This window comes from Castellaniella sp. UC4447_H14 (assembly GCF_052978285.1).
Genome location: NZ_CM129666.1, coordinates 655,743 through 682,035, shown reverse-complemented (window position 1 = coordinate 682,035; position 26,293 = coordinate 655,743). Strand labels below are relative to the sequence as shown.

At 63.8% G+C, this 26,293-nt stretch carries 27 protein-coding genes and 1 riboswitch; of the genes, 12 read left to right on the top strand and 15 right to left on the bottom strand.

Going from position 1 to position 26,293, the window contains the following annotated elements; all coding sequences use genetic code 11:
* Positions 1-58: 58 nt before the first annotated feature.
* Positions 59-173, bottom strand: a riboswitch (yybP-ykoY riboswitch).
* 167 nt (positions 174-340) lie between these two features.
* From ACVCMJ_RS03365 to ACVCMJ_RS03345, 5 genes are all read left to right on the top strand, one after another.
* Positions 341-1,192: a glucose 1-dehydrogenase gene (locus ACVCMJ_RS03365; protein ID WP_447080045.1), complete on the top strand. Its 852-nt coding sequence runs from the start codon at positions 341-343 to the stop codon at positions 1,190-1,192.
* A gap of 136 nt (positions 1,193-1,328) precedes the next feature.
* Complete coding sequence (locus tag ACVCMJ_RS03360) at positions 1,329-3,158, top strand: glycoside hydrolase family 15 protein (RefSeq protein WP_447082653.1); 1,830 nt, start codon at positions 1,329-1,331, stop codon at positions 3,156-3,158.
* Positions 3,159-3,591: 433 nt separating this feature from the next.
* Entirely contained in the window at positions 3,592-4,059 is a 468-nt protein-coding gene (locus tag ACVCMJ_RS03355) for a hypothetical protein (RefSeq protein WP_447080044.1), read from the top strand.
* 346 nt (positions 4,060-4,405) lie between these two features.
* Positions 4,406-5,239, top strand: coding sequence for a motility protein A (locus tag ACVCMJ_RS03350; RefSeq protein ID WP_447080043.1), 834 nt, complete (start codon positions 4,406-4,408; stop codon positions 5,237-5,239).
* Entirely contained in the window at positions 5,236-6,483 is a 1,248-nt protein-coding gene (locus ACVCMJ_RS03345) for an OmpA family protein (protein ID WP_447080042.1), read from the top strand. Before ACVCMJ_RS03350 ends, ACVCMJ_RS03345 begins: the two co-directional genes overlap by 4 nt.
* A gap of 23 nt (positions 6,484-6,506) precedes the next feature.
* On the opposite strand, the gene ACVCMJ_RS03340 is transcribed toward ACVCMJ_RS03345, so the two are convergent.
* Positions 6,507-6,803 (bottom strand): acylphosphatase, encoded by a 297-nt coding sequence (locus ACVCMJ_RS03340; protein ID WP_447080041.1) that lies wholly within the window; start codon positions 6,801-6,803, stop codon positions 6,507-6,509.
* A 144-nt stretch (positions 6,804-6,947) separates the two neighbouring features.
* On the opposite strand from ACVCMJ_RS03340, the gene ACVCMJ_RS03335 reads away from it, so the two are divergent.
* Complete coding sequence (locus ACVCMJ_RS03335) at positions 6,948-7,757, top strand: RsiV family protein (protein ID WP_447082747.1); 810 nt, start codon at positions 6,948-6,950, stop codon at positions 7,755-7,757.
* A 20-nt stretch (positions 7,758-7,777) separates the two neighbouring features.
* Here ACVCMJ_RS03335 and ACVCMJ_RS03330 read toward each other — a convergent pair whose 3' ends face one another.
* The 6 genes from ACVCMJ_RS03330 to ACVCMJ_RS03305 form a co-directional block, all read right to left on the bottom strand.
* Complete coding sequence (locus ACVCMJ_RS03330) at positions 7,778-8,647, bottom strand: ankyrin repeat domain-containing protein (RefSeq protein WP_447080039.1); 870 nt, start codon at positions 8,645-8,647, stop codon at positions 7,778-7,780.
* A 12-nt stretch (positions 8,648-8,659) separates the two neighbouring features.
* On the bottom strand, positions 8,660-9,445 hold the full coding sequence (locus tag ACVCMJ_RS03325) for a TatD family hydrolase (protein ID WP_447080038.1): 786 nt from the start codon (positions 9,443-9,445) through the stop codon (positions 8,660-8,662).
* 54 nt (positions 9,446-9,499) lie between these two features.
* Entirely contained in the window at positions 9,500-10,516 is a 1,017-nt protein-coding gene (gene holB, locus ACVCMJ_RS03320) for a DNA polymerase III subunit delta' (protein WP_447080037.1), read from the bottom strand.
* The gene (tmk, locus tag ACVCMJ_RS03315; protein WP_447080036.1) at positions 10,513-11,160 is read right to left on the bottom strand and encodes a dTMP kinase; all 648 of its coding nucleotides are present in this window, start codon (positions 11,158-11,160) and stop codon (positions 10,513-10,515) included. Before tmk ends, holB begins: the two co-directional genes overlap by 4 nt.
* A 4-nt stretch (positions 11,161-11,164) precedes the next feature.
* On the bottom strand, positions 11,165-12,175 hold the full coding sequence (gene mltG / locus ACVCMJ_RS03310) for an endolytic transglycosylase MltG (protein WP_447080035.1): 1,011 nt from the start codon (positions 12,173-12,175) through the stop codon (positions 11,165-11,167).
* Between the two features lie 149 nt (positions 12,176-12,324).
* Positions 12,325-13,389 carry a YeiH family protein gene (locus tag ACVCMJ_RS03305; RefSeq protein WP_447080034.1) on the bottom strand — a complete coding sequence of 355 codons (1,065 nt, stop codon included), beginning with the start codon at positions 13,387-13,389 and terminating at the stop codon, positions 12,325-12,327.
* Positions 13,390-13,607: 218 nt separating this feature from the next.
* Here ACVCMJ_RS03305 and ACVCMJ_RS03300 point away from each other — a divergent pair, with 218 nt between their 5' ends.
* The 4 genes from ACVCMJ_RS03300 to ygfZ are packed head-to-tail and all read left to right on the top strand — an operon-like array spanning position 13,608 to position 16,625.
* Entirely contained in the window at positions 13,608-14,663 is a 1,056-nt protein-coding gene (locus ACVCMJ_RS03300; RefSeq protein ID WP_447080033.1) for an FAD-dependent oxidoreductase, read from the top strand.
* Entirely contained in the window at positions 14,660-14,899 is a 240-nt protein-coding gene (gene thiS, locus ACVCMJ_RS03295) for a sulfur carrier protein ThiS (RefSeq protein WP_447080032.1), read from the top strand. Before ACVCMJ_RS03300 ends, thiS begins: the two co-directional genes overlap by 4 nt.
* Before the next feature lie 4 nt (positions 14,900-14,903).
* The gene (locus ACVCMJ_RS03290; RefSeq protein ID WP_447080031.1) at positions 14,904-15,692 is read left to right on the top strand and encodes a thiazole synthase; all 789 of its coding nucleotides are present in this window, start codon (positions 14,904-14,906) and stop codon (positions 15,690-15,692) included.
* 3 nt (positions 15,693-15,695) lie between these two features.
* Positions 15,696-16,625, top strand: a complete 930-nt coding sequence (gene ygfZ, locus ACVCMJ_RS03285) for a CAF17-like 4Fe-4S cluster assembly/insertion protein YgfZ (RefSeq protein ID WP_447080030.1) — start codon at positions 15,696-15,698, stop codon at positions 16,623-16,625.
* A 49-nt stretch (positions 16,626-16,674) separates the two neighbouring features.
* Here ygfZ and mmsB read toward each other — a convergent pair whose 3' ends face one another.
* The 5 genes from mmsB to ACVCMJ_RS03260 all read right to left on the bottom strand — a co-directional run bounded on the left by mmsB (position 16,675) and on the right by ACVCMJ_RS03260 (position 20,844).
* Entirely contained in the window at positions 16,675-17,568 is an 894-nt protein-coding gene (gene mmsB / locus ACVCMJ_RS03280; protein ID WP_447080029.1) for a 3-hydroxyisobutyrate dehydrogenase, read from the bottom strand.
* 43 nt (positions 17,569-17,611) lie between these two features.
* On the bottom strand, positions 17,612-18,742 hold the full coding sequence (locus ACVCMJ_RS03275) for an enoyl-CoA hydratase/isomerase family protein (RefSeq protein WP_447080028.1): 1,131 nt from the start codon (positions 18,740-18,742) through the stop codon (positions 17,612-17,614).
* Positions 18,739-19,893 (bottom strand): acyl-CoA dehydrogenase family protein, encoded by a 1,155-nt coding sequence (locus ACVCMJ_RS03270; RefSeq protein ID WP_447080027.1) that lies wholly within the window; start codon positions 19,891-19,893, stop codon positions 18,739-18,741. Before ACVCMJ_RS03270 ends, ACVCMJ_RS03275 begins: the two co-directional genes overlap by 4 nt.
* A 180-nt stretch (positions 19,894-20,073) precedes the next feature.
* The gene (locus ACVCMJ_RS03265; RefSeq protein WP_447080026.1) at positions 20,074-20,376 is read right to left on the bottom strand and encodes an RnfH family protein; all 303 of its coding nucleotides are present in this window, start codon (positions 20,374-20,376) and stop codon (positions 20,074-20,076) included.
* A gap of 27 nt (positions 20,377-20,403) precedes the next feature.
* Positions 20,404-20,844, bottom strand: coding sequence for a type II toxin-antitoxin system RatA family toxin (locus ACVCMJ_RS03260; protein WP_447080025.1), 441 nt, complete (start codon positions 20,842-20,844; stop codon positions 20,404-20,406).
* A gap of 61 nt (positions 20,845-20,905) precedes the next feature.
* Here ACVCMJ_RS03260 and smpB point away from each other — a divergent pair, with 61 nt between their 5' ends.
* Positions 20,906-21,370: an SsrA-binding protein SmpB gene (smpB, locus tag ACVCMJ_RS03255; RefSeq protein WP_447080024.1), complete on the top strand. Its 465-nt coding sequence runs from the start codon at positions 20,906-20,908 to the stop codon at positions 21,368-21,370.
* Between the two features lie 15 nt (positions 21,371-21,385).
* Here the strand turns inward: smpB and ACVCMJ_RS03250 are convergent, their stop codons facing one another.
* Together ACVCMJ_RS03250 and ppsA are read right to left on the bottom strand one after the other, a co-directional pair.
* Positions 21,386-22,057, bottom strand: coding sequence for a methylated-DNA--[protein]-cysteine S-methyltransferase (locus ACVCMJ_RS03250; protein ID WP_447080023.1), 672 nt, complete (start codon positions 22,055-22,057; stop codon positions 21,386-21,388).
* Between the two features lie 36 nt (positions 22,058-22,093).
* Positions 22,094-24,472, bottom strand: a complete 2,379-nt coding sequence (gene ppsA, locus ACVCMJ_RS03245; protein WP_447080022.1) for a phosphoenolpyruvate synthase — start codon at positions 24,470-24,472, stop codon at positions 22,094-22,096.
* A 176-nt stretch (positions 24,473-24,648) separates the two neighbouring features.
* On the opposite strand from ppsA, the gene ppsR reads away from it, so the two are divergent.
* On the top strand, positions 24,649-25,485 hold the full coding sequence (ppsR, locus tag ACVCMJ_RS03240; RefSeq protein ID WP_447080021.1) for a posphoenolpyruvate synthetase regulatory kinase/phosphorylase PpsR: 837 nt from the start codon (positions 24,649-24,651) through the stop codon (positions 25,483-25,485).
* Between the two features lie 18 nt (positions 25,486-25,503).
* Here the strand turns inward: ppsR and ACVCMJ_RS03235 are convergent, their stop codons facing one another.
* Positions 25,504-26,292, bottom strand: a complete 789-nt coding sequence (locus ACVCMJ_RS03235) for a TrmH family RNA methyltransferase (RefSeq protein WP_447082652.1) — start codon at positions 26,290-26,292, stop codon at positions 25,504-25,506.
* Between the last annotated feature and the right edge of the window lies 1 nt (position 26,293).

Here is a 26,293-nt window from a genome sequence, read left to right as displayed (position 1 = left end):
GGCGCAGCGACACGGCTTGCCCGGCTGGCAAAGCACGTCGCGGCCAAAGGTCTTGCCTGGCCGGCCCGTTGCTCGCGCAGCGGCGGCTGTCCACACCATGGGGTGGAACCCCAAGCATGTTGGTATGGACTCCCCGGGGGGCCCGGGAATAGCTACTCCCCTATGACAGGTGGGCCGTATTCTATCAAGATGTGGAGCAGGAAGGAACTCCATGGTGATCGGGCGCAGGGACCGGGATTTCCTTCCAACGTCCCGTTCGATCCACGGCTTCAGCCATCGCCTGGGCACGCCGTTTGCTGCCTCCGCTCGGAACCGGATGGACAAAGGAGTGGTCGCAGAAATGGACGATCCGCACAATGCGCCGCAAGTCGAAGCACGCAAGGCCCCCAACATGATCGATCTGGCCGGCCAGTCCGCCCTGGTGACAGGCGCCAACTCGGGGATTGGCCGGGCCATCGCATTGGGGCTTGCACAGGCCGGTGCCGATGTGGCGGTCAATTTCATCGATCACCGCGAGGCGGCGGACGAAGTGGCCGGACTCATCGAGCAGATGGGCCGCCGGGCCATGGTCATCCACGGCGACGTGAGCCGTGAGGAAGACGTCGAGAGCATGTACGCCCTGGCCATCCAGCATTTCGGCACGCTGCATATCTCGGTGAGCAACGCGGGCCTGCAACGGGATGCGCCCTTCGAGACCATGACGCTGCGAGATTGGAATACCGTCATCGGGGTCAATCTCACCGGACAGTTCCTCTGCTGCCGTGCGGCCATCCGAGAATTTCTGCGGCGTGGTGTCGTCCCCTCGGTGTCTGCCGCCGCGGGCAAGATCCTCTGCATCAGTTCGGTGCACCAAGCCATCCCATGGGCGGGCCACGCCAACTATGCCGGTTCCAAGGGCGGAGTCATGCAGCTCATGCAGAGCATCGCGCAGGAATTCGCTCCCCGCCACATTCGCGTCAATTCCATTGCTCCCGGGGCGATACGCACCCCGATCAACACCTTGGCATGGAGCACCGAAGAAGCCTACCGGAGCCTGATGACGCTGGTGCCCTACAAGCGTATCGGCGAACCATCGGATATCGCGTGCGCGGCTGCCTGGCTGGTCTCCGACTCTGCCGATTACGTGACCGGGACCACATTGTTCGTGGATGGGGGGATGATGCTGTATCCGGGGTTTTCTTCAGGAGGCTGAACCATGATGAGACATTGTTCCGCAGAGTTTCCTTTGGGCGAAGCACGATGATGACGACGTCCAGACTCACCGGCTGTATGGCATGGCAGTCATGACGGCGGCCCATTCGTCGCCGGAAGCGGTGGAACAGCGCGAAATGTCCCCCATCAAGGGCGCGGGCATTGAAGACTACGCGATCATCAGCAATTCGCAGACGCTGGCCTTGGTGTGCCGCAGCGGCTCCATTGACTGGCTTTGCTTGCCTCGATTCGACTCGGATGCCTGCTTCGCGAGCCTGCTGGGGACGCCGGCCAATGGCTGCTGGCGTCTCGCCCCCGTCGACGAAGTAGTGCATTGTGCCCGTTCATACCGCGACGGGACGTTGGTGCTCGAGACTGAATTGACCTGCGCCGAGGGATGCGTGCGGCTGATCGACTGCATGCATACGGAAGAGGGCGGATATCCCCAGCTTCTGCGCCTGGTTCAGGGCGTGGAAGGCCAAGTGCGGATGCACATGCACCTCTGTTTTCGCTTTGGCTACGGCCATATCGTCCCCTGGGTGACCCACGCGACGGACAATCGCCTGCAGGCGATTGCCGGACCGGATCGGGTCGTCCTGGACACGCCGATTGAACTCGTCGGGAAGGATCTCACGACCCAGGCGGACTTCACCGTTTCACCGGGCGACAGCGTGCCCTTCGCGCTGACCTGGACGCCGTCGTGGTCGCCCCGACTCCCGTCCGTGCCGGACGTTCCAGCCGCCATAGAAAGTGAAACGGGGGTGCTTCGCTCATGGTCCGACCGCTGCCGCAAGGCCGGACCCTGGACCGATCTGGTCAAACGCTCGCTGATCACGCTCCGGGCACTGACCAATCGGGACACCGGAGGCATCGTGGCGGCCGGCACGACCTCGTTGCCGGAGGAAATCGGCGGAACGCGCAACTGGGACTATCGCTATTGCTGGCTGCGCGACGCAACCTTGACGCTGCGCGCACTGGTCGAAGCAGGGTTTACGGGCGAGGCGGGGGCGTGGCGGGACTGGCTGTTGCGCGCTGTGGCGGGTGACGCGACACAGCTGCGCATCATGTATGGCATTGCGGGCGAACAACGGCTGGCCGAATACGAACTTCCCTGGCTGCAAGGTTATGAGGGAAGCGTACCGGTGCGCGTCGGCAACGCCGCCAGCAATCAGTTGCAGCTCGATGTTTACGGCGAGGTCATCAACGCCCTCCATCTGGCGCGGCGACATGGGCTGGCAGAAAGCGCCGACGGGTGGCGGCTGCAGTGCCTGCTGGTCCGTCATCTGGAGAAGATATGGGGGGAACCGGACGAGGGCATCTGGGAAATTCGAGGTCCGCGACGCCACTTCACCTATTCGAAGGTCATGGTATGGGTGGCCTTCGACCGCATGATCCGCAGCGCCGAACAGTTCGGCCTCGAAGGGCCATTGGACCACTGGCGCGAGATCCGCAGCAATATACATGAAAATGTTTGCCAAAACGGCTTCAATGCCGCTCATGGCAGTTTCATGCAGTACTACGGTGCCAAGGACGAGCTCGATGCGAGCCTGCTGCAGATACCGCTCGTCGGCTTCCTGCCGATCACGGACGAAAGGGTCATCGGAACGATCGCAGCCATCGAGAAAGGCCTGACCAGAGACGGGTTCGTGCGCCGCTACGCCAACGAATCGGATGTGGACGGCCTGGCTGGCATCGAGGGCGTGTTCCTGGCCTGCAGCTTCTGGCTGGTGGATTGCATGGTTCTGCAGAAGCGTCTGGGCGAGGCACGCACGCTGTTCGAACGGCTGCTGGCGCTCTGCAATGACGTCGGGTTGCTGTCCGAGGAGTACGACACGGGGCTGCGCCGCCATGTGGGGAATACGCCGCAGGCCTTTTCCCACGTGGGGCTGGTCAATGCAGCGTACAACCTGAGCGAAGCCTTGTGGCCGGAACAGTACCGGCGCAAGTCGCCACATCGCGACCGATGATCGGCCCGCTGCCCGTCTCTCTGAACCGCTCACACAGTTGAAAGTAATCGATCGTGCTGCCGAATCCATCCATTGAAGCCGGGTTGGTGGGAAAGCTCGGAACCAGTAGACCTTCCCCCCGTGTCAACGGATAGGCTGTGGGCGTTGTTGTCCGGGAATCGTATCGGCACTCTGTGCAGCTTGGGCGGGGCGGCTCATGATGACATCAGATGTACTGGGGCATTGTCCTCTTTGTGAAAGGTGGCCGCCGTTGGGCTGCTGTCCGGCAGTGCGCGGGCACAGGTGATGCAGGGCTCGATGATGGGCGGAGGACGGGCTGTTTTGGGCTGCCCATCGTCGCTGCGCCCGTGCTTGCAAGTGCAGGAATTGTTAAAAATCTCTTCAAGAAGTAATGGCCGTTCAGGCCTGTCTGTTCTACGTTCAGGAGCGAACTATGACTGCGAAAACGATACTTGTGGCCTCCCTTGCTACGCTGGCGATCGGTGTGGCCGCACCCGGCGTTGCCGCCACCGCAACCCAGAGCGATTCCGGGGGCTCGGGCATGATGCAACAGGATGCTGGATCAGGCCAAAATTCATCCACGATGGGAGATGCCGGCGCGCAAGGTGCCACGGGCGGTGGCATGATGGGAATGCACGGTGGCGGGCAGGGCGATGAAGGTGCTTCTCATGCAGGCATGAGGGAGGGCTGGCGTATGCACGGCGGCATGATGGGCATGATGGGTAGAGGGGGCGCCATGGGCAGTGGCATGATGGGCATGATGGAGGGTTGCTCGATGGCAATGGACGCGGGCCTGGATCGCAAGACCGCGATGAAGATGCACGGCGAAATGATGCGCGCGATGGGAGACATTCTCATCAAGTACGCAGACAAGGTTCAAGAGCCGGCGACAAAACAGTGAGCGCCTCAAGGCATAAACACGATCCCATCAACTGAACAGGGCCCGGCCCAGCTCAAACTATGACATTTCTTCAATTCAATAAAGATTGAGCTGTGGCAGCCGCCGGTGCTGGAGCGTCAACTGGAGCTGCTTCCATGTGAAGGAGTAGCGCCTCGGCAGGCGCGTGTGCCGAAAGGCACTCGGGCTTGCCGGTATACGCATCAGAGCCTCTTTCAGTAACTTTACATAATATACATTATGCGAATTACTGACAGGAAGATCCGAGCCGAAAACCCCTGTTGTTCTCGCGGTGGCAAGCACGCCTCCACGGTAAGATGCATCATCGTTCCAGCTCCGGTTTTCTGCAATGACCGTTCGCGTCAATCCATCCACTCTGATCGGCATCGTCGCCAGCATCGTCCTGCTCGGAATCGTCCTGATTTTTTCGGCGCAGGACGCCAGCCTGTTCGTGGATCTTCCGGGTCTGGGCATCGTACTGGTGGGCACTGCAGCCGCCACGTTCATCGCCTATCCTTTGCGCGAGGTCACGCGAATCTTCGGATCGATCCGCAACGTGCTGCACAGCGAGCGGCTGCCGATTGACCAGGATCTCGAAGATCTGAGCGAGATCGCCCGCATCTGGATGCAAAGCGACATCCATGCCGTCGAAAAAGTACTGGAGAAGGTGTCCAATCCATTCCTGCGCAACGGAGTGCAGTTCGTCATCGACAACGTGCCCGAGCAGGACATCATGGATCTGCTGCAATGGCGTATCGCCCGCATGAGAGCCAAGGAGCATGCCGAGGCCCAGCTTTTCCGCGTGATGGCAGGCTTCGCTCCCGCTTTCGGCATGGTCGGGACGCTGGTCGGCCTGGTCAACTTGCTGTTCCTGCTCGGAGACGGCGACATCACGGCGATCGGCCGCCAGATGGGGCTAGCCTTGATGACGACCTTCTATGGCGTGCTGCTGGCCAATCTGATTTTCAAGCCGGTCGCCGTCAAGCTCGAACGGCGCACGGAGCAGCGGTTGATCCTGATGAATACCCTGATGCAGGGCATTTCCATGATGAGCCAGAAGCGCAGCCCGGCCTTGATGCGCGAAACGCTCAGAGCGTTCGTGGCCGAGGTGCGTGATGAAATACGCGACCGGGACGGCGCGGATGCCCGCTCCGCACCCGGCGCCGAGCCCGGAACGCCGTGAGACGGATTACCGCCGAACTGCAACCGGCTCAGGCCGTTGCACAACGCATGCAGGCGCTTCAGGTCGACCTGCAGCGAGCGCGACAGCACCTGCGCCGCGAACGTCGCGGCCACGGCGGTGTGACAGACCGATGGGGACTGGAGCAGGCCGGAACCGCACCCCAGGACGAGGACTGGCTCATCACTTATCTGGACATGATCACGCTGTTGATGGTGGCCATGATCGTGATGCTTGCCTTCGCGGGTCCTATCAGCAAACAGATCAAGGCTGCGGCACACCGCGAATCCACAGCCACCGAAGCGGCGCCCCTTGCTGCGCTTGACCCGCCGCGCCCCGCCGCCGCCGTACAGATTCCGGCCCCCGAAGGACCCGCCCCTTATCCGGCGGCCACTGCCGAGGAATTCGAGCGCTCCGCCCTGACTTCCGCCCCCGCCCGGGCACCCCTGGCCGGCACATTCCCGGAACCGGCCGTCGTGCCGGTGCCCAGCGCGACGACACCCTTCCACGCTCCGCCGACACAGACGCCGGAACCGGCTTTGCCGGGCACTGGAGCAAGGCGGCCTGCCGGGGCGCCCGGGACGGAAGCCGCCTCTGGGGAAGCTCCGTTCAGCCAGAAGGACATTGCCCTGTCCACACGGTTGGACAGTGCCCGTGTCGCCGGCATGCGGTCGCGCACCGCATCTGCCGCCCTGGCGCCCGAGGTCGCTCCCGCGGATGCGCCACGATCGCCCGCGATACCAATCCACAACGTCCCCATCGACACGCCCGCGACCCCACCCGCATCCGGGGGCTCGCCTTCGGAAGGCGAAGCCATGGCTGCTTCGCTGCCGTTGGCCGAACTGGGCAAGGACGTCGAGGTGATCGTCAACAAGCGGTCCGTGAGCTTCCGCGTGAACAGCGAGATCCTGTTCGACACGGGCCAGACGGAGCTCAGTCGCGAAGGCCTGGCGCTCCTCAAGCGCATGGCCCGCGTACTGGTCAGCGCGGGCTACGACATCACTGTCGAAGGCCATACGGATTCAGTGCCCGTGCGAAGTTCGGCTCCCTACCCGTCGAACTGGGAGCTTTCCAGCGCGCGCGCGGGAAGCGTCGTACGCTACCTCCAGGCCAACGGCATTCCAAAGTCTCACTTGAGGGCTGTCGGCTTTGCCGATTCGCGGCCGATCGCGGACAACGGCACACCGGAAGGCCGCGCCCGTAATCGCCGCGTAGAGCTGGTAGTATCCAAGCACCACGAAGAGTGAGGTCCAGTTCCGCGCGGTTGCGGTCACACCTGCTCGAAACGATCGAAGAGGCGCCCGGTGGAGACCTCTTCGTGAGAGACGCCGGTGACGTTTGCCATCGGAGGCCCCCGCAACAGCCAGGAGAGCATGCGGTCCACTGCGTCGTGCTCTCCCTGCAACAACACCTGCACCCGCCCATCGGACAGGTTGCGGACCCAGCCGCCCAGCTTCAGCAGATGGGCTTGCCTGACGGTGGCCGCCCGGAACCCCACTCCCTGGACCTTTCCCGAAACGACGGCTGAAAGAGTTTCGACGGATTGTCTGGCGGAAAGCGATTTCATGGTTAGGACATCAGCGGCTCGATATCACGCGCCGCCGCAGCGGTTGTGGTAGATTTTGATCATGATAGCCTGAGGTTGGGCGCGCTGCAGGGCCTCCGGCATTGCGCATGACACAGCAAAAACGACCACCTCGACTGGATGACGATGATTCATTTCGCACTCCCCTTCCCCTCACGGCCGGTCATGGCTGCGTTGGCGGCCGCACTGCTTCTGAGCGCATGCGCCAGCGGCCCAAAAGGCGACCTGAGCCTGGTTCCCGCCGAACTCAATGCGCAGACCCAGAAGGAAGGACTGTTTTCGCAGCCCATCAAGTGGAACCTGAAAAAGCCGGGCTGCAAAGGCGAATGCCCGATCCTGGTGGTGAATTCCCTGGTGTTTCCCGGGCACCAGCGCCTGACTGAGCTGGTGGATCACGCACTCGCCCTCATGACGTGGCTGGACAACGAACGTCCTGCCCCGTACGACACCGTCGCCGGGCTGCGGGACTACTTCTGGAAAACGGCCGCGCCCCGCGACGAAATCGACCTGAACGCGAAAACGCGCTACCGGAACACGCACCTGACGGTGGTCGAACTCGAGGCCGGTCAATACCGGACCGGGATGGCCCACGGCCTGTCAGGCTCGCAGTTCCTGATCTGGCGCAATGACCTGCAAAAGGCGCTTACCCTCGACAGTCTGCTGCAGCCCGGCGCACGCCCGGCCTTCGACGCTGCCGTGCGGAAAGTCCACGCCCATTGGGTGAACACCAACGAGGCGGTCCGTGAAGACCCGGAAAACTTCCGCCGCATGTGGCCGTTTGTCCCGAGTGACAATGTAGGCCTCACGGACACAGGCATCGTCGTGAAATACCAACCCTATGAAATCGCTCCGTATTCCTTTGGCCAGCCCGAATTGCTGGTCCCCTACTCTGACCTGCAAGGCATTCTCAGGCCGGAATACCTGCCGCCCGCCTGAACCCCCGGGCGCGATGGCTTCTACCGAGCGGGCTGATCAAATCGCCCCAGGTCGAAGTAGCGGGAAAATGAACCCTGGTCGTCGGCCTGCGGGGCCTTTGGCTGCGACGAAGCCGCGGGCGTCGGCGCTGCGGCTGGAGCGGGCGCACCGGACGGGCTTGGCGATGCCGGCGCAGGGGAGCCGCTATCCACACCCAGCTGACGCTCGGCCGCGCGCTGGGAAGCCGCGTCGTCCAGCCGCTCGGCAATGGCGGTGTTCTTGCGTTTGCGGGCCCAGTCAGCCGCCGTCTCATGAGCGAGGTTGAACATGGTGGGGTCTGCCCCGTGTGCCAGCAGCAAGTCCACCATGGGTTGGCTGCCGGCCAGGGCAGCCATCATGAGCGGCGTAGTGCCATCCGGCCCGGGAGCGTTGATGATCGCACCGTGGCTGATCAGGAGCTTGGCAGTCTCGACGCGGGCCTTGGACGCGGCATAGTGCAGCGGCGTCCAGCCCAGCCGATTGACCTGCGCGCCCGCTGAAATCAGATCAGCCGCCCGCTCGGTCTGCCCGACAATGCACAGGTACATGAGGGCCGTTTCGTTATGCGCGTTGGGCTCGTCGATCCGCACTCCCGGTGCTGCTCGCAAGGCGTCGAAGACTTTCCAGGATTGATCCCGGGCGGCTTGGACCAGAGCCGGGTTGCCCTTTTTGTTGAAGGCGTTGGGATCCACATTGCGCAGCAGCAAGCCCCGCACGGCGGAAGCATCGTCGCGGTCGATGGCCGACCACCAATCCGCTTGGGGCGCCTGCTGCGCCCAGGCGGCACCGCCGGGGACCAACAGCGACGCACCCAGAGCGAATACCAGCAGCCACGCACGCAGCACAGAGGGGGCCGAATCGATCTTGACCATGATGGTGCTCCTTCAGGAATGGGGGGTATTGGCCTTGGCGAACAGCGAGAAGTAATTTTCTTCGGTTGCATGTTCTATGGCGGACACTGGCACGCCACGCAACTCGGCAATCTTCTCCGCCACGTGAATCACCCGCGACGGGTCATTGAGTTTTCCACGGTACGGGACTGGAGACAGATAAGGCGAATCCGTCTCGATGAGCATGCGGTCCAGGGGAACCTTGCGGGCCACGTCCTGAAGCGCCGCAGCGTTCTTGAAGGTGACGATTCCCGAAAACGAGATATGGAATCCCAGGTCCAGGGCAGCCTGAGCGATTTCCCACGATTCGGTGAAGCAATGCATGACGCCGCGCGCGGCGCCTTCTTCGCGCATGATGCGAATGGTGTCCTCAGCGGCTGCCCGGGTGTGAATGATGAGCGGCAGCCGGCTGTCATGTGCCGCGCGGATATGGAGCCGGAACCGATCCCGCTGCCATTCCAGCGGCTCTGACTGTCGTGAATAGTCGAGCCCGGTCTCGCCGATGGCGACGACTTTCGGGTGTTGCGTCCGCGTGAGCAGGTCCTGCAGCATCGGTTCCACGCCGTCATCATCGAAGGGGTCATTATCAGGGTGCACCCCGACAGACGCGCGCAAATGCGGATGCTGTTCCACCAGCTCGATCAACCCGGGCCAATCCCTAAGGTTGACCGCCACCACGAGCGCGTGCCCGACTCCGGCTGCCTGCATGCGCGACAGCACATCCGGAAGCTGAGCAGCCAGCTCCGGCAAATTCAGATGGCAGTGGGAGTCAATATACATATCAGAGCGGAAATGAAAAAGGCGCGGTATCGCTCAACGAGCCGCCCGGGCGGGCTAGCCAAACGTCCCCAGCAGCACCCGGGCCGCATGGTCGGCCAGGAACTTGGGATTCAGGGTATGTTGGGCAAGACGCCGCTGGTCCTGCAACCAGTGCGCAGTCCGCGCCAGGCGCGCCGGGTTCGAGGCCCGGCTCAGCCGCTGGATGGCGGATGCCTGCGAAGGATAATACCGCAGCGGCAAGCCGTTGGCAGCGAGACTCAGGTCGGTCCAGAGGCGCTGTGCGGCATCGATCCACACCGGGGGGTCCTGAGCGAGCAGCGCATCGGCCAGCACCGCCGGCGCACCGCCTTGACAGGCGAGGTCCAACAAGGCGGCCAGCCAATAGGGCAACGGTCTGCCGCCCTCTTGCGCCGCTTGCAGCGCCAACAGGGGAGCACCACCTGCGGCGGCCAGCCGGGCGGCGGGATCATCCACGCCTTGTTGCGAGAGCCAGCTCAGCGCCTCATCGCGGGCCGGGGTGGGCAACGGCAGACGGCGGCAGCGCGAGACCAGTGTCGGAAGGAGCCGATCCGGAGCCTGCCCCACCAACAGAAACACGGTGCGGCCCGGCGGCTCCTCCAGAATCTTCAGCAAGGCGTTGGCCGAAATCGTATTGAGCGTCTCGGCGGGATAAAGCAGCGCGACTCGCCATCCTCCGCGATGCGGAGCCATATTGAACCAGGGCATCAGCCCACGGATCTGCTCGACGCGGATCTCTTTGGAAGCCTGTTTCTTGCTGCCGCCCTCCTCCTCGCTTTCGCCTTCGCGAAGAGCGATTGCGTCGGGCCGCAAGCGGCGCAGATCAGGATGATTGCCGGCTGCGAACCAACGGCAGGCCTGGCAATGGCCGCAAGCCAGCCCCATCTCGGGTGTTTCGCACAGCAAGCTGGCGGCTCCTGCCTGTGCGAACTCCAGTTGCCCGACGCCGGGCATCCCATGGATCAGCCAGGCGTGCGCGAAGCGGTCCTTCTCGTTCAGCCAGTGCTGCGCCAGGGCGATCTGCCAGGGCAAAGGTCTGGGGAAGACGCTCACGACAAAGCCCCTGTCCTTCCGTGAGAACGCAGGAGGCCCTGGAAAAAGTCGGCGAGGTCTGTCCGAATCTCGGATAGGCTGCGGGAGGCATCCACGACATGAAAGCGCCCGGGGTCGGCCGCCACGCGGTCCAGATAAGCTCGTCGCGTACGCTCGAAGAACGCGGAGCCCTCCCGTTCGAAGCGGTCGGCCTGATCGCGCGTCCTGCCCAGCCGCTCGCGGGCGATCTCGAGGGGCACGTCGAAGAGCACCGTGCAATCCGGGCCCTGGCCTCGTTGCACCCAGTCTTCGAGGATGGCGACGGCCGCGCCGCCCAACTCGCGACCACCGCCCTGGTAGGCGTACGACGCATCCGTGTACCGATCACACAGTACCCACTGCCCCCGTTCCAGGGCCGGAAGAATGCGGGTCTGCCAATGCTCGTTGCGGGCCGCAAACATCAACAGCGCTTCGGTGCGGAGGTCCATGGTCCGATGCAGCAGCAAGTTGCGCAGCTCCTCGCCCAAGGGCGTACCACCGGGCTCCCGGGTGCACAGAAGCTCGACGCCGGCCGAGCGCAGGATTTCTTCGATCCAGGAGATGTGCGTGCTCTTGCCCGCGCCATCCAGGCCTTCCAGAGTGATGAAGCAGCCGCGCGCCGTCATGAAATCAGTTCCGGTTCAGGATGTATTTGCCCACCGCGCGATTGTGGTCGGACAGCGTAGTGGAAAACTCGCTGGTGCCGTCGCCCCGGGACACGAAGTAAAGGTATGGATGATGATCTGGGTGTAGCGCCGCGAGCAGGGCCGCCTTGCCAGGGTTGGCGATAGGCGTGGGCGGCAGGCCCGGGCGCGTATAGGTATTCCAGGGCGTATCGCGCTCCAGATCCTTTTTGCGTAAACGCCCCTGGTAGTCCGTCCCCAGCCCGTAAATTACTGTGGGATCCGTCTGCAAAGGCATGTTTTGGCGCAACCGGTTGATGAAGACCCCCGCGACCTTGGCCCGGTCCGCCCCATGCCCGGTTTCCTTCTCGATGATGGATGCCAGAATCAGCGCTTGATACGGGTCGGTGAACGGCAGATCAGGGGATCTTTGTGCCCACGCCTTTTCCAATATCTGGTGGGCGGCGAGTGCCGCGCGGCGGAGGATCTCGAGGTCCGAGGAGCCCGGCGCGAAAACGTATGTGTCGGGATAGAACAGACCTTCCAGATGACTGGTGTCGAGGCCCAGACGCAAGGCGATGGCCGCGTCGCTCATGCCCAGCGTGTCGTGGCGGAGCTGAGGATCGGCATCCAGTGCCGCTCGCATCTGTGCCACTGTCCAGCCCTCGGGGAAGGTCAGCCGCGTCTGCGTCATGTCGCCATTGGCCATGCGCTCGAGCAGCAGCCATGGCGTGTCGCCAGTCCGGGCTTCATAGGCGCCGGCCTTCAGGAGCTTGTCGCGGCCGCTGAGCCGGGCCAGCCAGACAAAGCCGCGTGGCGAAAGATCGATGCCGGCCGACTGCATGGCCAGTGCAATCTGGCGCGGTGAACTGCCCACATCAATGGTGTAGTCCACGACAGGCGCCTGCATGGGGACGGGGCGCTTCCACCCCCACCATGCCGCCCCGGCAATGGTGACCGCCACAGCCGTCAGGCCGAGGATCAGCAGCCAGAGCAGCCATCGCAGAGATTTTTTCATGCCCGCCAGTTTAACTGGAACAGCCCGCGAAGAGCCGCATCGGTTGTTACTTTTCGCACGGCTCCCGGCGGGAACGCCATTCCCCTCCTCCTCTCTGCGGCCGCCGGTTCACCCGGCCGGAAAGAAGCGCGTGGAGATTCGCCTGAGGGTCAGAGGCTCCCCAGCAGAAGCTGCATGCCCAGGCTGCTGAGCGACACCGCCACCCACACACCCAGCCCCAGCAGGATCGGGCGCGCGCCCGCCGCGGCCATGCGGCGCAGATCGGACGACAGCCCAATGGCGGTCAGGGCCATGACGATGAGAAATTGCGACACGGCATGCAAGGGCTCGAGCAATATGCCAGGGATCAGATCCAGACTGCGGATTCCAGAGGCCACGAGAAACCAGAGAATGAACCACGGAAAGACCCGGGCCAGGGATATTTCCGTCGCACCCCGCCGATTCCGCCCCGCCACCCAAAGCGCGATGATGATGCAGACCGGAATGATGAGCGTCGCACGTGTGAGCTTCACGATGGTGGCGATGTCGCCAGCGGCGACGCTGTAACTGTAACCCGCCGCGACCACGGAAGACGTGTCGTTGATGGCGGTGCCCGCCCACAGGCCGAAGCCTTGATCACTCAGTCCCATCCAGTGGCCCAGCAGGGGAAACAGCAGCACGGCAATCACATTGAAGAGGAAGATCGTCGAAATCGACAGCGCCGTCTCGTGGTCATCGGACCTGATGATGGGTGCGACCGCGGCGATCGCCGAACCGCCGCAGATGGCCGTCCCCACGCCGATCAGGGTACACAGCGATCCGCGCAGCTTCAGCCAGCGCCCCAGCAGCCAGGCCGCCATGAACGCGGTACCGAGCGTAACCAGCGTCACGGCGAGCGACGACGCACCCGTTTTCAACACCTGGCCGAGGCTCAAGCCGAACCCCAGGCCCACGATGGAAGCCTTCAAGACCTGACGGCTGCTGAAGACGACTCCCGGAGTGAAGACCGGCGAGAGCCCGACTCCATTGCGCCAGGCCATGCCGATCACAATGCCGAAGACCGGACCGCCAATCAGCGGAACCCGGGTTCCCAGCCACCACGCCGCGAGACCCAATCCTCCCGCCAGCAACATGCCGTACCAGACGGAGGGAGTACGCGGCGCGCCCGCGCGGCGCGCACGCAGTTCACGCCCGGAGATCGAGGATGGAAGCGGAATGGCGGACGATGGCGGCATGACGAGCTTGCGAGCACATGGAAGAGTCCGATCATTCTAAGAAGAAGTTATAAATAAATAAATTCAAGTGATTTTAGCTGTCACATAAGAAAAATTGAATTGGTCGGCGCGAATTGCGACCAAAGCGCGCCACGCCGGGCTGACCGATCCCTGAAGCGAACGTGGCGTGCAGTATCATTCCATAGGCAACCTTCAGCAATGGACTGTCTCTTCGATCCATGACCAAGATACTCCGCATTGGAATCGCCGGCGCCGGCGTCCTGGGCCGTCTGCTGGCGTGGCGGCTCGGCCGCGCCGGGCATCAGGTCACGGTGTTTGACCCCGCCAGCGGTCCGCTGGGTCGAGGCGCCGCTGGCTGGACGGCCGCCGGCATGCTGTCGCCCTCGGCAGAACTCGAGTGTGCGGACCTGCAGGTGTTCCAGGATGGCGTCGATTCCATCCCAATGTGGGATGCCATCATTCGGGAACTGCCGGGAGCCCCGGATTTCGACAATAGAGGCAGCCTGCTGCTCGCCCACCGCAGCGATGCAGGCGCGGCCCACCGCCTGGTGGATCTGATTGCCCATAAGGCGCCTGACGGGTACCGGCCGCAGAGCCTGACACCCGAGGCGCTGGCCGACCTGGAGCCGGACATTCACGGGCCCGCTCTGGCGTGGTTCCTGCCCTATGAAGGCGCCGTGAATCCGGTGCAGCTGATGCAGGCGCTGCAGGAAGGCGCGGCTGGAGTCAACTGGGCTTGGGGCCGGCGCGTGGACACCCTGGGACCGGGCCGCATCGAGTGCTCCGACGGGACCTACGATTTCGACCATGTCTTTGATGCTCGCGGCCTGGGTCAGCGGCCCGCCGGGGCCCAGGGTGTGGGATGCACCGATGTGCGGGGCGTACGCGGCGAGATCTTCCTGGTGCAGGCGCCCGACGTGAACCTCGGGCGCCCGATGCGGCTGCTGCACCCCCGCCATCGCGTCTACGTCGTGCCGCGCCGGGATCATCACTTCATCATTGGGGCCAGCGAAATCGAAAGTGAAGACCGTTCACCCGTCTCGCTTCGCACCACGGTGGAACTGCTGGCAACTGCACACAGCGCCCTGCCCGGCTTGGCCGAGGCCCGCTTGGTACACACGGAAACGAACCTCAGGCCGGCTCTGCGTGACAATCTGCCTCGCATCGAACAAACGCCCGGGTTGACCCGGATCAATGGCCTCTTTCGCCACGGCTGGATGATCGCGCCCGCCATGACGGCGCGCGCCATCCAGGGCTCAGGAATCGCAGGATGACCACCACTCTCACGGACACCATCATCGTCCACATCAACGGTCGGCCACTGGCGGTGCCTGCCGGCTGTTCACTTCAGGAGGCGTTGGCGCTTCCGGCCGCCGGAATGCAACCGGATGGACCTGGCGTGATTGCCACTGCCCTGAACGGCCAGCACATCGCACGCGGGACGCGCGGACAGACCGTGCTGTCCAGCGGAGACCAGATCACCACATTCGAACCCATCACGGGAGGTTGACAGCATGACGTGGCAAGTCGCCGAGACCGAGCTGAGCAGCCGCTTTCTGCTCGGCACAGCCGGTTACCCTTCTCCCCAAATCATGATGGACGCCGTACGGACCTCCGGCACGGAAGTCGTGACCGTCAGCCTCCGGCGCCAGGCAGCCGCACGCCCCGAGGAAGGTGGCGGCAAGTCCTATTTCTCCATCCTGAAGGAAGCGGGATGCCATCTGCTGCCCAACACGGCCGGCTGCCACACGGCGGCGGAAGCCGTGACGCTGGCCCATATGGCGCGAGAGGTATTCGATACCCCCTGGATAAAACTCGAAGTCATCGGCGATGCACACACGCTCCAGCCGGATGTCTTTGAACTGGTTGCCGCAGCGCGTACGCTGGTGCGGGACGGCTTTCAGGTCTTCCCTTACTGCACGGACGACATGATCGCGTGCCAGCGATTGCTGGACGCCGGCTGCACGTTGCTCATGCCTTGGGCAGCTCCCATAGGCTCCGGCCAGGGGCTGATCCATTTGTCGGCCCTTCGCACACTGCGAGAACGTCTCCCGGATGTCCCACTCATCATCGACGCCGGTATCGGTTCGCCGATGGACGCGACGCAAGCCATGGAGCTGGGCTTTGATGGCGTGCTGCTCAACTCGGCCGTGTCCCGGGCGCTGGATCCCGTCCGCATGGCGGAAGCGTTCCGATGGGCTATTTACGCCGGTCGCCTGGCCTGGGAAGCGGGAATCATGGCTGAGCAGGAAATGGCCGTGGCGACCACCCCCGTGACCGGCCGGCCGTTCGTGTTGGGTTAGAAAATGGCAGTCCCCGCAACGGAAGGCTGCTGGCCTCTGTCCCAGGCTATCGTACGGGTCCAGGGTGCCGACGCCAGGGCCTTTCTGCATGGCCAATTCACGAATGCCGCCGTCGGTCCGGATCCGGCATCGGCCCGGCCTGCCGCCTGGTGTACGGCACAAGGACGGCTGCTGGCCAGCGGCATACTCTGGCAAACGGGCGATGAACAGTTCGAATGGATGGTGTCGCGTGATCTGGTTGAACCGCTGACGCGCCGGTTGCGCCTGTTCGTGCTGCGCGCGCGAGTTTCGATCTCCGATGCGCCGCGCGATCGCGTGCTCGGAGCGTTGGGCGCCCCCCACGTACCCCGGTCCCTGCATTCACGCGTCCCCTGGTCGATGGCCGTTGTGGAGGAGCGCCACTGGATCGTCGCCCCGATGTCCACGGCCAGCCGGCCAGCCGCATGGTGCGTGACCCGGGAGGCTGCCGAAAAAGCCGCCGAGGAAGCCCCGGACGCCGGTGCGTGGGCGGCGGCGCGCCTGGCCAGCGGCTGGCCCTGCATTGACGCTTCCACCACCGGCCTGTTCCTGCCCAGCACGCTGGACATGGACCTGAACGGCACCATCGACTTCAGGAAAGGCTGTTACCCTGGGCAGGAAGTCATTGCCCGGAGCCACTATCGCGGCATCGTCAAGCGACGGCTCGCATATGGGACGCTGGCGTGGCGCTCCGACGCACCGGTCGACCGCAACGCCCGGGACATCCATGCCGCGGGAGAGCCGGACCGCGGCCCCGTCGGCCGGGTGATCGAATCGGCCCTGCATGCACAGACCCTGCACGTTGCGGCGGAAATCACGCTGTCCGACTGGCCCGGCACCCGCTACGCTCTGGGAAGCGCCGCCGGACCCTTGGTGGATCTGCGACCCCTGCACCCGCAGGCGGCTCCTGCCTGACGCCCGGTCCGCAACCGCCCGCGAACCAGGACTGCAGGCCGGGAGCGAGTCAGTTTCCCTGGCGATACAGCTTCAGAATGCTGGAGAAATCCAGCTTCCCGTTGCCCTGAGCGCTATGCAAGGCAAACAGATTGCGGGCCAGCTCGCCCAGCGGCGTGGTGGCCCTGACCTGCATGGACGCCTCGGTGGCGAGCCCAAGATCCTTGAGCATCAGATCCACGCCAAAGCCGCCGGCGTAGTCGTGCGATGCCGGTGCATTCTCCATGACGCCGGGCCAGGGGTTGTAGAGTTCGGTCGCCCAATTGCGGCCTGAACTTTTGGCAATGATGTCTGACAGGGTCCTGGGATCCAGCCCATTGGCCACGCCGAGCGCCAGGGCTTCCGCCGTACCGGCCATCTGGATGCCGAGAATCATGTTGTTGCAGATCTTCGCAACCTGCCCCGCCCCGGCGGCGCCAGCATGAAAGATGTTCTTGCCCATCACCTCCAGATAAGGCCGCGCGGCTTCCAGATCCCTGGATTCACCGCCGACGATGAATGTCAGCGTGCCGGCCGCCGCGCCGCCCGTCCCGCCGGACACCGGCGCATCGAGCATGGAAATGCCGCGCTCCGCCGCAGCCCGGGAAACCTTGCGTGCGGACTCGGGAGCGATGGTGCTGCATTCAAGCACCAGTGTGCCCTCGGCGATCGACTCCAGCAGGCCCCCCCCGCCCAGATACAGGTTCTCGACGTGCCGGCTGGCTGGCAACATAGTGACGACCAGATCGACGCCAGCCACGGCTTCGGCCGCCGATGGTGCGGCCGAAGCCCCCGCATCGGTCAGCGACCGGAGGGCCTCCGGCACCAGATCGAAGACCTGCAGGCGGTGTCCCGCCTTCAAAAGGTTTTTGGCCATGGGGCCGCCCATGTGGCCCAGTCCGATGAATCCTACCGTGCTGCTCATTGATTGTCTCCTGGTGATATTTTTGAAAAGCGGTGCGTAGTACTCAGGTAGCCAGATCGGCCAGCGGGTGAGGCTGCCCCGCCGGCCACGGCGCCACCAGAAACCGCTGCACCCATTCCGCGGATGCCTGACCGAGCGTGGCCGGATTCCAGCGGGGGGCCTTGTCCTTGTCTACGAGCAGGGCGCGTATGCCCTCGCGGAAATCCGGCTCCGCGCAGCAATGCAGGGAGGCGATGTATTCCGCCTGGAAAGCCTCCGCCAGGGATCGATTGCGCGCGAGCGACACCAGGGTATGGCCCAGACGCGCCGACCCGGGGGAGCCAGCAAGAAAGGTCGCCGCCGCGTGTGCAAGCCAGGGATCGTCATGCGTCTTCCAACTGGCGATCGCCTGGCCGACCCGTTCAAAGTCCGCCTGGCCACATGCGGCCCTGATTTCGCCGCAATGGCGCTGGAGAGGACCGCATTCAGGGTCCGGCACCCGAAGCGCTCGCAGCACCGCGTCGACCTGGGCGCCATGGCGTTCCGGATCGGCAGCCCAGTCAGTCTCGGTCAGGCCGGTCAGTACCGCATCCAGGTCAGAGGGCTTGCACAGCCAGTCGGCCAGCCCGAAATGCAGGCAGTCCGCCGCACCCAGTGGCGCCCCCGTCATGGCCAGAAACGTGCCCAGCCCCCGCGGCAGTCGGCTCAGCATCCAGGTACCTGCCACATCAGGATAAAGGCCGATCGTGACTTCCGGCATGGCGAAGCGTGTCGTGCTGGTGGCGATCCGATGGCTGGCTCCCAGCATCAGGCCCACCCCTCCGCCCATCACAATGCCGCTTCCCCAGCACAGGACAGGTTTGGGATAGCCATGGATGCGAAAGTCCAGGCGGTACTCGGCCTCGAAAAACTCGCGCGCAGGAACGTTGGCCCAGGCATCCCCCGAGGGATATGCCAGCATGCTGCGATAGAGGGCATGCAGATCGCCGCCCGCACAGAAGGCCTTTTCTCCAGCTCCGTGCAGCACGATGGCCACGATCCGGCGATCGTCCGCCCAGTCGGCCAACCTGGGCTCGAGCAGTTGGCACATGGGCAGCGACAGGCCGTTCAACGTCTGGGGGCTGTTGAGCATCGCCACGCCGATGCACCGCCCTTGGCGGGCGGGGATCTCCCGGAAAAGAACGGGATCGCTCATCGCAAATCCGCCCCGTGGGCCAGGATGTGGCGCGCGACGATGAGGCGCATGATTTCGTTGGTGCCTTCCAGGATCTGATGGACACGCGTATCTCGCACGAGCCGCTCCAGCGGGTAGTCTTTCAGATAGCCATACCCGCCGTGAATCTGCTGGGCATCCAGGCACGATTGGAAGCACAGATCGGTCGCCAGGCGCTTGGCCATGGCACAGTAGGCCGACGCCTGAGGATCGCCATCGTCCAGCTTGCAGGCCGCCAGCCGGACCATTTGACGAGAGGCCACGACGTTGCTCAACAAGTCGACCAGCTTGAACTGCAGCGCCTGGAAGTCCGCCAGCGGTTTCCCGAACTGTCGGCGTTCCCCCATGTAGCGGCGCGCCGCGTCGTAAGCGCCCTGCGCGGCGCCCACCGAGCAGGTGGCGATGTTGATGCGCCCGCCGTCCAGGCCCTTCATCGCGAAGCGGAAACCTTCGCCTTCCTCGCCCAGTCGGTTTTCCACCGGAACACGGACGTTCTCGAAAGTAATGGAACGTGTGGACTGGCTGTTCCAGCCCATCTTGTTCTCTTTGCGGCCATAGGTGATGCCCTCGCTATCGGCGGGAACCAAAAGTGCGGAAATGCCGCGCGGACCCGAATCACCCGTGCGGGCCATCACCACCAGAACATCGGTATCACCAGCGCCCGAAATGAAAGCCTTCGAGCCGTTGAGGACGTAGGTGCCACCCTCTCGTCGCGCACTGGTCGCCAGGGAGGCCGCATCCGAACCCGAACCGGGTTCCGTCAGGCAGTAGGAAGCCAGCTTTTCGCCGGTCGACAGCAAAGGCCCCCAATGATCCCGGACGGCGGGCTGTGCCCAGCTCCCGACCATCCAGGTGGCCATGTTGTGAATGGTGATGAAGGCCGTGGTGGATGGATCGACCGCCGCCATTTCCTCGAAGACCAGCGTGGCGTCGAGCCGGGGCAGCCCAAGGCCCCCAATGGATTCTGGCGCATACATCGCGCAGAAGCCGAGTTCCCCGGCCCTGGCGAAAGCCGTGCGTGGAAAGATATGTTCCTCGTCCCATTGGGCCGCATGAGGAGCGAGTTCGCCCTGGGCGAATTCGCGGGCGGCCTGTGCAAAAGCCTGTTGTTCTTCGCTGAGGCGAAAATCCATGGTGCAAAGTCTCCGGACTGGGAACATGGCGATCGTGCCCGCTTGTGGCATGGCACGACGCAGTATGACTGGGGTAGCGGTCAACCGAAACGCTGCTGCCCTACTGTAGCACCACCGGATGCCGCTCGACGCCCCACCTTAGCGCAGCCTGCAGGTCCCGGGCTGTCGTGCACGCGACAATCAGCCGTCTCCCCGGGCGTGCCCGGCCCGGCTCTTGCGATGCACGGCCCGACGCCGGCGCGATTCCTGTGGATCGAACACCAGCGGGCGGTAAAGCTCCACGCGATCCGCCTCGTGGAGCACGCGGGAGGGCTCACAGCGTTCGCCGTAGACCCCCAGCACAGGCAAGTGGTCGGTGAACTCCGGAAACTCGCGTGCAAAGGCGCTGAGCGACAGCGCCTCGCCGACGGTGGTGCCCGCCGGGACTTGCAGCTGCTGGCGCCACGGCCCCGAAGGGGCGGCAAAGGCGATCGTCACCTGCATCAATGTCGCACCGTTCCGACCGGAAAATCAGCGTGGGCTGCCATATACGGCGCGCGCCCGCTGGGTGAAGGAATCGATGAAGCTGGTCGCAATACGATTGAAGACGGGGCCGATCACCGCCGACATGGCCCGGCTGGAAAATGCGTATTCCATGGTATAGACAACCTTGCAGCCGTCCTCTCCGAGCGCCTGGAAATCCCAGTCGCCCGTCAGACTGGAGAAGGGCCCGTCAACCAGGTGAAACACGATTCGATGCGGGTAGCTATGGTCGTTGCGGGTCGTGAAGCTCTGGCGGATTCCCGCAAAGCGGATCTGCACGGTGGCCTGCATGCCGTGCTCGTTCTGCCATTGCACGTCGGTCCCGCCGCACCACGGCATGAACTCCGGATACCGCGCCACGTCGGCGACCAGGTCGAACATCTGCTCACAGCGATAGGGCACGAGGACGGAACGTTGGATCGAATGCATGGGCAGGTCGGGAGGATAAGATAGAATTGTTGGATTTTACTGACCCTGACATCAGCAACCCATGAGTATTGTAGAGAATCGCAAGGCCACGCACGATTACTTCATCGAAGATCGTTTCGAGGCGGGCCTTGTGCTGGAAGGCTGGGAAGTCAAGGCAATCCGTGCGGGCCACGTCCAGATCAAGGAAAGCTACGTCATCGTACGCGATGGTGCCCTATGGATACTGGGCATGCACATCAGCCCGCTGCCCACCGCATCCACACACATCCACCCCAGCGCTACCCGCACCCGCAAGCTGCTGCTGCATGGTGAGGAAATCAGCAAGCTGATCGGCAAGGTGGAACAGCGCGGCTACGCTTTGGTGCCGCTCAACCTGCACTACAAGAACGGGCGCATCAAGCTGGATTTCGGACTGGGCCGCGGCAAAAAACTGCACGACAAGCGAGATAGCCAGCGTGACAAGGACTGGGCTCGCGAAAAAGAGCGCTTGATGAAGCACGATACCCGGCAGCCTGCCAAAGAGTGACGGCGCCGGTCGCCGCTACCGGATATCGAAGCCTTCGAGCTGCAGCAAGCGCACCTTGCGGGGCAACCCGCCGCCGTAGCCGTTCAGTGTACGGTTGCGGGCCAGAATCCGATGACAGGGGATGATGATGCTGATGGGGTTGCTGCCCACAGCGGTACCGACTGCCCGTCCATGGCCGGCACCCAGGCCGGCCCGCTCGCCCAGCTCGCCGTACGACAGAGTCGATCCGAATGGGACCGCCAGCAGCGCAGCCCAGATCTTCCGTTGAAAGTCGGTGCCACGAGGCGACAGCGGAACGTCGAACGACCGCCGATCGCCCCGCCAATAGTCCTGCAGTTCATGCTGCGCCTGGCGCAGGATCCGTCGGGCTTCCGAAGGGCTGTCACCCTGTAGAAACCGCGGAAGGTCGAGGTCGGCAGACGGCCGGGCGTCGGGCGGCTTGGGCGCCCCGCTCGCGAAGAGATCGCCACTGGCTCCGTCTCCCGACCGCTGGGCCTTGAACAAGCGGATGGGCCGCCCGCTCTGCCGCCCGGCGGACGGATCCGAAACAATCGCCACAGTGGCTTCCAAGCCCGCAACGCGGGGGCAATCCCGCTGGTCCGTGAAGTACAGCCCGGCCAAGCCGGCTTCTTCGGCCGCCAGGAGAATGGGGCCGAGGGGGGAACCGATGATCGCATGAAACAGCATCGTGTCCCCGCCCCCGCTCACCGCTTCCAGTCCCGATCAGGCCGCGAGGGCCGTATCCGCCAGCCGCTGCCAGGTGTCCACCACAGTGTCAGGGTTCAGCGATATCGAAAGAATACCCTCGTCCCGCAGCCACTGCGCCAGGTCGGGATGATCGCTGGGGCCCTGTCCGCAGATGCCGACGTACTTGCCGGCCTTCAGGCAGGCCTGGATGGCACGGCGCAACATGAATTGCACTGCGGCATCGCGCTCGTCGAAATCGGCGGCCAGCAGTTCCAGGCCCGAATCCCGATCCAGCCCCAGGGTGAGCTGCGTCATGTCGTTCGAGCCGATCGAGAAGCCGTCGAAAAACTGCAGGAACTCGTCAGCCAGAATGGCGTTCGAGGGAACCTCGCACATCATGATCAACCGCAAGCCGTTCTCGCCGCGCTTCAGGCCGTGCTCTGCCAGCAGTTCGACCACGCGGCGCGCCTGTTCCAGCGTGCGTACGAAAGGCACCATGATTTCGACATTGGTCAGGCCCATTTCGTCACGGACTTTCTTCAGCGCTTCGCATTCCATGCGGAAGCATTCGGCGAAGTCATCCGAGATATAGCGCGACGCACCGCGGAACCCCAGCATCGGGTTTTCCTCGTCGGGCTCGTAGCGTGAACCGCCCACCAGCTTTCGGTACTCGTTCGACTTGAAGTCGGACAGGCGCACGATGACGGACTTGGGATAGAAGGCGGCGCCGATGGTGGCAATGCCTTCGGCCAGTTTCTCGACAAAGAATGCACGCGGGCTGGCGTACCCGCGCGCCGCCGACTCCACCGCCTTCTTCAGATCGCCGTCCACGTTGGGGTAGTCCAGAATCGCCTTGGGATGGACGTTGATGTTGTTGTTGATGATGAATTCCAGACGCGCCAGCCCCACGCCCGCATTCGGGATCTGCGAGAAATCGAAGGCAAGCTGGGGGTTGCCGACGTTCATCATGACCTTGAGCCCGATGTCGGGCATCTGACCCCAGCGCACTTCTTCGACTTCGGTTTCGATCAGGCCGTCGTAGATCCGGCCCTCGTCGCCCTCGGCGCAGGATACCGTCACCTCGCGCCCGTTGGTCAGAACGTCGGTCGCATCCGCGCACCCCACGACCGCGGGGATGCCGAGTTCGCGCGCGATGATGGCCGCGTGGCAGGTACGGCCCCCCCGGTTGGTGACAATGGCCGAAGCGAGCTTCATGACCGGCTCCCAGTTGGGATCCGTCATGTCGGTCACCAGGATGTCGCCGGAGCGCACACGATCCATCTCCGAGGCGTCGCCGACGATACGGACCGTACCCGAGCCGATTTTCTGGCCGATGGCCCGACCGCGAACCAGGACTTCGCCGGTCGCCTTCAGCCGATAGCGCTCCTGAACATCGTGGTGGCCTTGTTGCGACTTGACCGTCTCGGGGCGCGCCTGAAGGATGTAGAGCTTGCCATCGATGCCATCCCGTCCCCATTCGATGTCCATGGGCCGCTTGTAGTGAGTCTCGATGATGGTCGCGTAGCGGGCCAGTTCGATGATCTCGCTATCGGTCAGCGAATAACGGTTGCGTTCGGAAGCCGGGACCTCGACGGTGCGCACGGCGTGCCCCGACGCGCGGCTCGCGTCGAACTCCATCTTGATGAGCTTGGATCCGATCCGGCGGCTGATGATGGGATAGCGGCCGGAAGCGAGCGTAGGCTTGAAGACGTAGAACTCGTCCGGATTGACCGCGCCCTGCACTACCGTTTCGCCCAGCCCGTAGGACGAGGTGATGAAGACCACGTCCTTGAAGCCCGATTCGGTGTCGAGCGTGAACATCACCCCGGCGCTGCCCTTGTCGGAGCGCACCATTCGCTGGATCCCGGCCGACAGCGCGACCTCGGCATGGGCGTAGCCTTTGTGGACGCGATAGGAAATCGCACGGTCGTTGTAGAGCGACGCGAACACATGGCGGATCTTTTCGAGCACGTCATCGATGCCGACGACGTTCAGGTAGGTTTCCTGCTGACCCGCGAACGACGCATCGGGCAGATCCTCCGCCGTGGCGGACGAGCGCACCGCGAAAGAGCCCTTGCCATCCTCGTCGAGCTCGGCAAAGGCGGTGCGCACGGCGGATTCGAAATCAGCGGGAAACGGCGCGTCGATTACCCACTGGCGGATCTCCGCGCCCGCGGCGGCCAGCTCGCGCACGTCTTCGGCGTTGAGTGTGGCGAGGCGGGCGTTGATCCGATCGTCCAGGCCAGAAGCCTTCAGGAAGGCGCGGAACGCCTCTGCCGTCGTGGCAAAGCCGCCCGGCACCCGGACGCCTGCGCCCGTCAACTGACTGATCATTTCCCCTAGGGAAGCGTTTTTACCTCCGACCGAGTCCACGTCCGTCATGCGGAGCTGCTCGAATGGTACAACGTAAGACATGGTGTCACCTTTGAGATAGAGAAAGCGTGTTTGCCCGACGCACGAATTTCAGACCGGAAACGCGGCCATGCCGCAGTCTGAGAATGCGTCCGGCAAACCAGCCTTGCCTTGCTGGGCAGGTGACTGGTAACCTTTGCGGATTGTACCGTTTCTGATGCTCGATGGCGTAACAGTTCATGGATGTCACCCCCCCGGAACGCACCGTTTTCATCGTTTCCGACAGCACCGGCATTACGGCTGAAACCTTCAGTCACGCCGTCCTTTCGCAGTTTGAAACCATTGTCTTTCAGGCCATTCGGCTGCCCTTTATCGACTCCATCGAAAAGGCGGATGCCGCTGCCCACAAGATCGCGCAGAAGTCCCTTCTGGGGGGGCCCCCGCCGCTGGTCTTCAGTACGCTGGTGGACCCCGAAATCGCCAGCCACATCCGCTCGGCCCCCTGCATCTTCCTGGACCTGTTCGGCGCCTTCGTCCATCGCCTGGAAAAGATCCTGAACGCCAGCGCCAACCGATCGGTCGGGCGCTCGCACACCAATGGCCTGAGCAAGCAGTACAACAATCGCATCGAAGCAATCAACTTCAGCCTGGCGCACGATGACGGCCAATACGTCCAAGGCCTGGAACAGGCGGACGTGATCCTGGTGGGCGTGTCGCGTTGCGGAAAGACGCCAACCAGCCTTTATCTGGCCATGCAATATGCGGTCAAGGCCGCCAATTTTCCGCTGATCCCCGAAGACTTCGATCGCGCTGCGCTGCCGGCCACGCTGGTGCCCTTTCGCCACAAGCTCTTCGGGCTGTCCATCCAGCCCGAGCGTCTGGCCGAGGTCCGCAACGAACGCAGACCCAACAGCATCTACGCCTCACTGAAACAGTGCCGCGACGAGGTCGCCAACGCCGAGCGCCTGATGCGAATGGAAAATATTCCGTGGCTATCCACTACCACCCGCTCCATCGAGGAAATCTCGACCAAGATCATGGATGAAGTGGGGCTGGACCGGCTCAGCTACCAGTAGCCCAACGCCAGACAGAGGTCAGAGTCCCTGGACCCGCTGCTGGCGACGCTGTTCGAACAAGCAGATGGCAGCCGCGGCGGCCACGTTCAGAGACTCGACGGCCCGATCTTGAGGAATGCGAATCCGGGTCGTCGCACACGCCAGCAGATCGGCGGCGACGCCCTGCCCTTCGTTCCCGAAAAGCCAGACACAGGGCCTGCGCAGGTCGACGTCGTACAGCGATCGGCCACGCTCCAGGGTCGTGACGGCCAGCGGCACGTCCAGTCTCTGGACCAGTGACGCAAGATCAGCATGTTCGTGGACCCGCAGTGCAAAATGGGCCCCCTGGCCACTGCGCAAGACCTTGGGCGACCATGCCTGCGCACAGCCCTGAGATAGCATGGCACAGCCCAGGCCGGCGGCGGCTGCCGTGCGCAACAGAGTCCCCAGGTTCCCGGGGTCCTGCACGCGATCCAGCCAAAGGCAGGCCTGCGCAATCCGGTCCGGCAAGGCGGGTCGCGGGGGTGCCACCACACAATAAACCGCCGGTCCGTGTTCGACCTGCGACAACAGGCGCGCCAGGGCATCCTGCAGCACGATTCGGCGAGAGGGTTCGCAGGCCTGCCAGAGCTCACGCACCCACTGTTCGGCCTGCATGGACTCGCCCACGATCAGCACCAGAGGTGGTCCGTTGTGGTCGTACCAGGCCTCGCACAAGTGCTGTCCTTCGAGCAGCACGCGGTCCACGTCGGTGCGGCCGACCCTCGCCTGGGCCAGGCGCAGCCAGAAGCGGAAATCGGGATTTTCGCGCGATGTGATGGTGCGAATA